The 6,433-nt window shown below is 37.5% G+C and carries 8 protein-coding genes and 2 tRNA genes; 2 read left to right on the forward strand and 8 right to left on the reverse strand.

Annotation, left to right across the window (positions count from 1 at the left end; all coding sequences use genetic code 11):
* Window positions 1-2: 2 nt before the first annotated feature.
* From ACPDHL_RS01000 to ACPDHL_RS01010, 3 genes are all read right to left on the reverse strand, one after another.
* On the reverse strand, window positions 3-455 hold the full coding sequence (locus ACPDHL_RS01000; RefSeq protein ID WP_430530945.1) for an OsmC family protein: 453 nt from the start codon (window positions 453-455) through the stop codon (window positions 3-5).
* Window positions 456-919: 464 nt separating this feature from the next.
* Window positions 920-1,633 (reverse strand): 3'-5' exonuclease, encoded by a 714-nt coding sequence (locus ACPDHL_RS01005; RefSeq protein WP_430530946.1) that lies wholly within the window; start codon window positions 1,631-1,633, stop codon window positions 920-922.
* 2 nt (window positions 1,634-1,635) lie between these two features.
* Window positions 1,636-2,796 carry a serine hydrolase domain-containing protein gene (locus tag ACPDHL_RS01010; protein WP_430530947.1) on the reverse strand — a complete coding sequence of 387 codons (1,161 nt, stop codon included), beginning with the start codon at window positions 2,794-2,796 and terminating at the stop codon, window positions 1,636-1,638.
* A gap of 155 nt (window positions 2,797-2,951) precedes the next feature.
* Between ACPDHL_RS01010 and ACPDHL_RS01015 the strand changes: the two genes are divergently transcribed.
* Window positions 2,952-3,593 (forward strand): O-methyltransferase, encoded by a 642-nt coding sequence (locus ACPDHL_RS01015; RefSeq protein WP_430530948.1) that lies wholly within the window; start codon window positions 2,952-2,954, stop codon window positions 3,591-3,593.
* A gap of 41 nt (window positions 3,594-3,634) precedes the next feature.
* Here the strand turns inward: ACPDHL_RS01015 and ACPDHL_RS01020 are convergent, their stop codons facing one another.
* The 3 genes from ACPDHL_RS01020 to ACPDHL_RS01030 form a co-directional block, all read right to left on the reverse strand.
* Complete coding sequence (locus ACPDHL_RS01020; RefSeq protein WP_430530949.1) at window positions 3,635-4,204, reverse strand: phosphatase PAP2 family protein; 570 nt, start codon at window positions 4,202-4,204, stop codon at window positions 3,635-3,637.
* Entirely contained in the window at window positions 4,204-4,509 is a 306-nt protein-coding gene (locus ACPDHL_RS01025; protein ID WP_430530950.1) for a Sec-independent protein translocase subunit TatA/TatB, read from the reverse strand. The genes ACPDHL_RS01020 and ACPDHL_RS01025 overlap by 1 nt, the downstream gene beginning before the upstream one ends.
* A gap of 75 nt (window positions 4,510-4,584) precedes the next feature.
* On the reverse strand, window positions 4,585-5,349 hold the full coding sequence (locus ACPDHL_RS01030) for a hypothetical protein (RefSeq protein WP_430530951.1): 765 nt from the start codon (window positions 5,347-5,349) through the stop codon (window positions 4,585-4,587).
* Between the two features lie 159 nt (window positions 5,350-5,508).
* On the opposite strand from ACPDHL_RS01030, the gene pepE reads away from it, so the two are divergent.
* Window positions 5,509-6,216 carry a dipeptidase PepE gene (gene pepE / locus ACPDHL_RS01035; RefSeq protein ID WP_430530952.1) on the forward strand — a complete coding sequence of 236 codons (708 nt, stop codon included), beginning with the start codon at window positions 5,509-5,511 and terminating at the stop codon, window positions 6,214-6,216.
* Window positions 6,217-6,247: 31 nt separating this feature from the next.
* On the opposite strand, the gene ACPDHL_RS01040 is transcribed toward pepE, so the two are convergent.
* Window positions 6,248-6,320, reverse strand: a tRNA-Gly gene (locus tag ACPDHL_RS01040).
* Window positions 6,321-6,354: 34 nt separating this feature from the next.
* Window positions 6,355-6,430, reverse strand: a tRNA-Gly gene (locus ACPDHL_RS01045).
* Between the last annotated feature and the right edge of the window lie 3 nt (window positions 6,431-6,433).

Raw genomic sequence — 6,433 nt, forward strand, 5'->3', positions numbered from 1 at the left:
TACTAAGCCACATTTACATGATCATATTCCTTTACCAACGTCACAATTGTCGGTGTTTGTTGTTTAAAATTAGCAAACACAGGGCATGCTGATTTTACTGCATCCATCCATTCTTTCAATACCACAATAGACGCTGTTGATGTCGGTTTGACAATCACGTCAATTTGTCGAAATGCGCTTGCATTTAATTCCTCTTTTTGTTGGATTTCGTTTAACACGCCACTCACCTCAATTTGGATTGATTTAAGATCTACATTTAGCGTTGATCCTACTAAATTTCCTACAGCGTGAATACTTCCAGCCAATTTTGCCAAGAGCAATTCTTCTGAATCTACTTGTGCTGCCCTCACCAATTCTCTTCCGTCTCTTACGGTAAAAGAAAAGTTAGCTGTTTTGATTGCCAATTGACTTTCCCTCACTGAAAACCCCAATACTTTTACTACTTTTTCACTCATTTTTTCTTGTTTTAAATACGACACTTTACCTCAAAAAAAAAGTCCTTTTGGTCGTCGTACGTTACCAAAAGGACTTGAAATATTACATTGAATTATTTTTATTAAAAAAAACACGATGATTTTTGCTTCAGTTCTGGTAACGAGCGATTAGGCGAATGTTTAATAAACATCCACATCATACATACTGGGTTCGATAGATACTGAATTTGCGTTCTCATTGTATTATAGTTAAAAAAAAAGCCACTGTTTAATCAACAGAGGCTTTTTGTATATCGTTTATTATTTTATGTCTTTTAAAATAACAATCTCAATCCATCCACCTCTGGAGCTGAATACCACATTGATTTATGAAAATAAGATTGAATTGTTAACATTGTATATTTTTCTCTGTTTTTTACTGCGTACAAAGCTAGAAATTATTTTTTTATAAAAAGCAAATTTACAAATATTTTTAACTATTTTTTTTAGACGGATAGTAGTTCCTCTTCCTCCAAAATTGCTTCCCCTCTTAAACGCAATACAATTTGAGCTACTGTAATGACATCTTTTTCACAATAGCGAACAATGCGGTCCATATCTTGGTCAACATAGTACACCCGAGCTACATCAGCTCCGTGTATATCATCTTTTGGAGAGGGAATCTGTAAAATATGCGCCAATAATTTGAGAGACGTATAGTGTTTATAATCGCCAAACTTCCACATCTCCATCGTATCCAAATGAGGAACCTCCCACGGTTTTCTCCCCATTAAGTTTAATTTAGCTGGTACTTTGACTCCATGAATAATCATGCGGCGTGCAATATAAGGGAAATCAAACTCCTTGGCATTGTGTCCGCATAACAGGTGTTCCCCTCGATTGAAATGAGCATGCAACAGGTTGGCAAACGATTGAAGAATATTTACTTCTTCTCCAACAAAAGAAGTCGTTCTAAACTGACGTTCTCCCATCTTATACGTAAAGTAGCCTACAGACAGGCAAACAATCCGTCCAAATTCAGCCCAAATACCCGCATGCGCATAAAACTCTTCCGCGGGAATTTCACCTTTGCGTTGATAGCGCGTTTTCTCCTCATACAATTCCTGAACTTCAGGTTCCAATAAGCCAAATTCACGCTCTTGTGGAACTGTTTCAATATCTAAAAATAGAATATGTGCTAAATTAATTCGATCTAACATGGTTATTTTTTTCGTTGAGCTAACATTTTATAAGCTTCATCAATATAGGTATACAAATCATTACTATGAGGATCTTCTTCAGTTTGGACCCCTTTGATATGACCTAATCGCACAATTATGACGTTATCTTTGGGAGATACAATAGTAAATTGACCGAGGTGACCACGCATATAGAAAAAATCTTGTCCGTTGTATTGCTTCAACCACCACCCATATCCATATTCGGGGCTCGCTTCAAAACGAGGAACAATTGATTTTGCAATAAAAGTACTATCGAGAATTTGCTCACCCTTCCACTTACCAAAGTCCTTATATAATTTACCAAATCGCGCAAAGTCACGTGCTCCACTGGTAAAACAACAGTACGATTTTTCGATTCCGTCTCCCTTGTGGTCGATTTGCCATAATGCATCGTGATCCGCTCCCATTGGTTTCCAAAAATAAGCAGAAACATAGGAAGAAAGCGTTTGTCCAGTTGCTTTTTCAAGCACCATCGTGAGCAATTCCGTATCTCCACTTTTATAGCTAAATTCTTTTCCCGGTTGATCCTTAATTTCCAACCCCATCATCACCTTGCGCAAATCTTTGTCAAAATACGCCTGAGTTACCACAGAAAAGGGACTGTAATAGCCCTCATCCCAATCCAAACCAGAAGCCATTGAAGACAAATCGCCCACAGTAACCTCTTGGTTGTATTTTCCCTTTAGTTCTGGGAGATATTGAATTACCTTATCATCTAAACTCTTAATCTCCCCCCGTTGCAGTGCTTTTCCCAAGGCAGCCGAAACTACGCTCTTGGCCATAGAAAAAGAATTGGTTTTACTATTCGCTGTATAGCCATCATAGTAACTCTCATGCCAAATGCTATCGTTTTTGATAATCAAAAATGCTATGGTTTGGAGTTCTTTATGGGTGTCGGCCAAAATGGCTGTTGGCTCAACAGTGTTATAATCCGCAGCTAGAGGCCATGGTTGTGGCACTCCAGTGGGAATCTCTCGAGTGGGAAAATAGTGGTAGTCATCTAAAAATGCCGTTTTATAGCCATTAAAATAAATCGTTCGCACAGCGGTAAACAAGTAATCTACCTTAAAAACATAAGCCAGAAGGACTATTCCAGCTAGAAGTATAATCAATCCCTTTAGGAATTTCCATAGTATTTTCATAACCAATTCTTCTTGATGATAGTTAAATGTACCATTTTTTTCTTTGGTTTTGAGGATTTAGTCTTCATTCTTATAAAATCGACAAAATAGAGCTGAATTGCCAAAAGCCTTTTATCTTTGCATCTCAATTCCCATCATTTAAAATTGTTTCTTATATGCACTTTATATCCAAAGAATTAGAAGAATACGCGGCAAATCACAGTGAAAATGAACCTGAATTACTCGCGCAACTCGACAAGGAGACACACCAAAAAGTACTGCAACCCCGTATGTTGAGTGGGCATTTTCAAGGGCGTTTTTTAAGTATGATCTCCAAATTAGTACACCCAACTCATATTTTGGAAATCGGCACCTTTACAGGATATGCTACCTTGAGTTTAGCCGAAGGCCTAAAAGCGGAAGGAACCTTAGATACCATTGACGTCAATGAGGAATTATACGATTTTCAACGCAAGTATTTTGACCTATCTCCCTATGGTAAACAAATCACTCAACACATAGGAAGTGCCTTGGACATTATTCCGCAACTAGACAAAACATACGATTTAGTCTTTATCGATGCTGATAAGAAAAACTACAGCAATTACTTTGAATTAATCATAGGTAAAATGAATCCTGGCGGCCTTATCTTATCCGATAATGTGTTGTGGTCTGGAAAGGTAATTGAAGAAATAAAGGCCAATGACAAAAGTACCTTGGCGTTAGATCAATACAACAAGCTACTAAAAGAAGATCCTCGTGTAGAAACGATTCTTCTTCCAATTCGAGACGGGCTAACCGTATCTCGTGTACGATAAACAAAAAAGGGATTGGCTTTGAACGGCCAATCCCTTTTTTGTTATATCAATTTGTTATCGTATTTTCTTTCAATCCACAAGAAGATTTGATAGAAGAGTGTTCCTGAAACTAATCCGAAGCAATACCCTACTAAAATATCAAGAGGGAAGTGCATCGTCAAGTATATTCTACTATAGGCAAAAATCAAAGGAAATAGGAAAACCAAATAGGCGTGTTTATAATAGCGTCTCAGCAGCATAAACATAAACAGCATATTCGCCATGGAATTGGAAGCATGTCCAGAAAAGAAGCTCAAACTAGGGCTGCATTTCACAATGCGGATCAAGCTTTGAATATCTTCCGTATTACACGGCCTAGGACGTGCTACAGCATATTTCACTACATTGGTCATTTGATCTGTAAAAGTAACCAATCCTGCCAATAGCAAGATAATAACGCCAAGCTTTTTCAAAGAAACTTTGCGGTAGGTTAAATAGACTAGTAGGACAAAAAAGGGAATCCAATTGAACTGCTTTGTAATGAATAACCAAAAAGGATCATAGGTTTCGCTACCTAATCCATTAAAAAAAATCAACCACTCTTTGTCTAGTTGAATAAGGCGATCTAACATTAATTTCTTCTTTTTATTGGGCCTGTAATATCTTCAATATCTTCTTTTTGCTTTTCAATTTCTTGCTGAATATCCTTTATTGGATTAATATGCTCATCCAAGTTTAAAGCGTCTTCTATGTCTTTTTTTATACCTGATTCATCCGCGCTCTTATTGATTTCGTGCTTGATGTCATTCGTTGCATTTTTCACTTGAGCCATGAACTTACCAAAAGCGCGAGCCATTTCTGGTACCTTATCAGAACCAAAAAGCATTAAAATGATTAATATGATAAAAAAAAGCTCTCCTCCTCCTATTCCAAACATACCTCTATTTTTAGTTACGTTACAAATCTACAAAGTTTATTATTTTTTATTTACTATCTATAGACTTTAATTTCCCTATTCGATTGTTAAAGTATCTTTTAAAGGCGCTGTTTCTATTTTATCCCCAAGCAAATCTAAAAACTCCAATGCTAAAACTCCCGTTCTAGAAGAAACTTTCTCTTTTTCAACCATACTTGTGGTCAGTAAACTAGACATGAGATCGTCATCCGAAACAAAATAAGCAAAACCGACAACGTAATCTTTTGGGATGCTGTAGTCTTTAATCAAGGTATATTCATCCATGATACTCAAGAACTTCTCTTTTCTCATCTCTTGTTTTTCATATTTCAGCGCTTTCTTCAACATGGCTGTACGCCCACTAATCCAATTGACAATTGCGCTCACTGGGATAATTCCACTTCCTGAAGTGGCCGTGTAGAGTCGTCTTTCCGCTGGGGTATAACGCCTTACATTTTCAGGTACAAGCCCCAAAGACGAAGAAGAAATATGTGTAATAACAATTTCGTTCAGTTGAAGATTCAAGTCATTGGGTTCTAAAGGAATTAGAACAATATCGCGTTTAAAATCAATGTCATCTAAAACATAGCGGTAGCCAATAAACAGAGGTCCTGAAAACATCAACGTATCATTTTCTTGTGCTTGAATAGTAAAATACCCCCCTTGCTCCGTCATTAAAGCATCTCCTGTGTTGATATTGGATACGTAAATATCCTTGAGGTTTTTGCTTCGAGAAACAATTTTCCCGTGTAAAGCAACCCGATCTTGAGCGAGCACTCCTACACCTACTATCAACAACAAAAAAGTTAAAATTAATTTCATCTACTACTATATTAATGAAGTCTGTAAAAATATCTTATAATCGCATAAAGCAAAATTTTAATCGTGTAAAGTTATGTTAAATGTAAAAAGAATCGAACCTTAACTCTCTTTTCCATTTGACGAATAAAGGCTATTTTTGTTACTTCAAATGGAATAATTATGAGAAACATTATCATAGCCAGTACATCAACCTTACACAATCAAGGGTATTTGGAGTACTTATTACCTACGTTACAGGATCATTTTACTGCGGGATCAACGATTATTTTTATACCGTATGCTCGTCCAGGAGGCATTAGTCACGAGGAGTACACTGCAAAAGTAAGAGAAGCACTTGAGCCTATCAACATACAGGTAAAAGGTCTTCATGAATTTGACGATCCCAAAGCGGCGATTCAAGAAGCATCAGGTATTTTTACAGGAGGTGGTAATACCTTTTTATTAGTCAAACAGCTATACGCCCATGATTTGGTACAAACCATTACTGCGGTTGTCAATAAGGGGACTCCTTATTTAGGTTGTAGTGCAGGGAGTAATATTTGTGGGTTGACCATGGAAACAACCAATGACATGCCGATCACCTATCCACCTTCTTTCAAAACCTTTGGATTAGTTCCTTTTAACATTAATCCTCATTATTTAGATCCTATTGAAGGATCAACCCATATGGGTGAAACACGAGAAACAAGAATCAATGAATTTCACACCATCAATTCACAGCCAGTGGTTGGATTGAGAGAGGGAAGTTGGCTAAAAGTAACAGGCGATCGCATTGTACTGAAAGGGACACTCCCAGCGCGTATCTTTGAGCAAAACAAACCCGCATATGAAGTTCAATCTAATACAGATCTAAGTACATTAAAATAAAAAAGCCTGCATCAGCAGGCTTTTTTATTTGAGCGGAAGACGAGGCTCGAACTCGCGACAACCAGCTTGGAAGGCTGGAGCTCTACCAACTGAGCTACTTCCGCAGGTGATGATCTTTTGAAACTTTCATCCAGTTTTTGGAGCGGAAGACGAGGCTCGAACTCGCGACAACCAGCTTGGAAGGCTGGAGCTCTACCAACTGAGCTACTTCCGCAGG

The organism is Myroides sp. C15-4 (assembly GCF_050522745.1).
Taxonomy (GTDB): domain Bacteria; phylum Bacteroidota; class Bacteroidia; order Flavobacteriales; family Flavobacteriaceae; genus Flavobacterium.

What these genes read in the sequence shown, in the direction of transcription:
- ACPDHL_RS01000 (WP_430530945.1), bottom strand. Translation starts at nt 455, where the DNA reads ATGAGTGAAAAAGTAGTAAAAGTATTGGGGTTTTCAGTGAGGGAAAGT.
- ACPDHL_RS01005 (WP_430530946.1), bottom strand. Translation starts at nt 1,633, where the DNA reads ATGTTAGATCGAATTAATTTAGCACATATTCTATTTTTAGATATTGAA.
- ACPDHL_RS01010 (WP_430530947.1), bottom strand. Translation starts at nt 2,796, where the DNA reads ATGAAAATACTATGGAAATTCCTAAAGGGATTGATTATACTTCTAGCT.
- ACPDHL_RS01015 (WP_430530948.1), top strand. Translation starts at nt 2,952, where the DNA reads ATGCACTTTATATCCAAAGAATTAGAAGAATACGCGGCAAATCACAGT.
- ACPDHL_RS01020 (WP_430530949.1), bottom strand. Translation starts at nt 4,204, where the DNA reads ATGTTAGATCGCCTTATTCAACTAGACAAAGAGTGGTTGATTTTTTTT.
- ACPDHL_RS01025 (WP_430530950.1), bottom strand. Translation starts at nt 4,509, where the DNA reads ATGTTTGGAATAGGAGGAGGAGAGCTTTTTTTTATCATATTAATCATT.
- ACPDHL_RS01030 (WP_430530951.1), bottom strand. Translation starts at nt 5,349, where the DNA reads ATGAAATTAATTTTAACTTTTTTGTTGTTGATAGTAGGTGTAGGAGTG.
- pepE (WP_430530952.1), top strand. Translation starts at nt 5,509, where the DNA reads ATGAGAAACATTATCATAGCCAGTACATCAACCTTACACAATCAAGGG.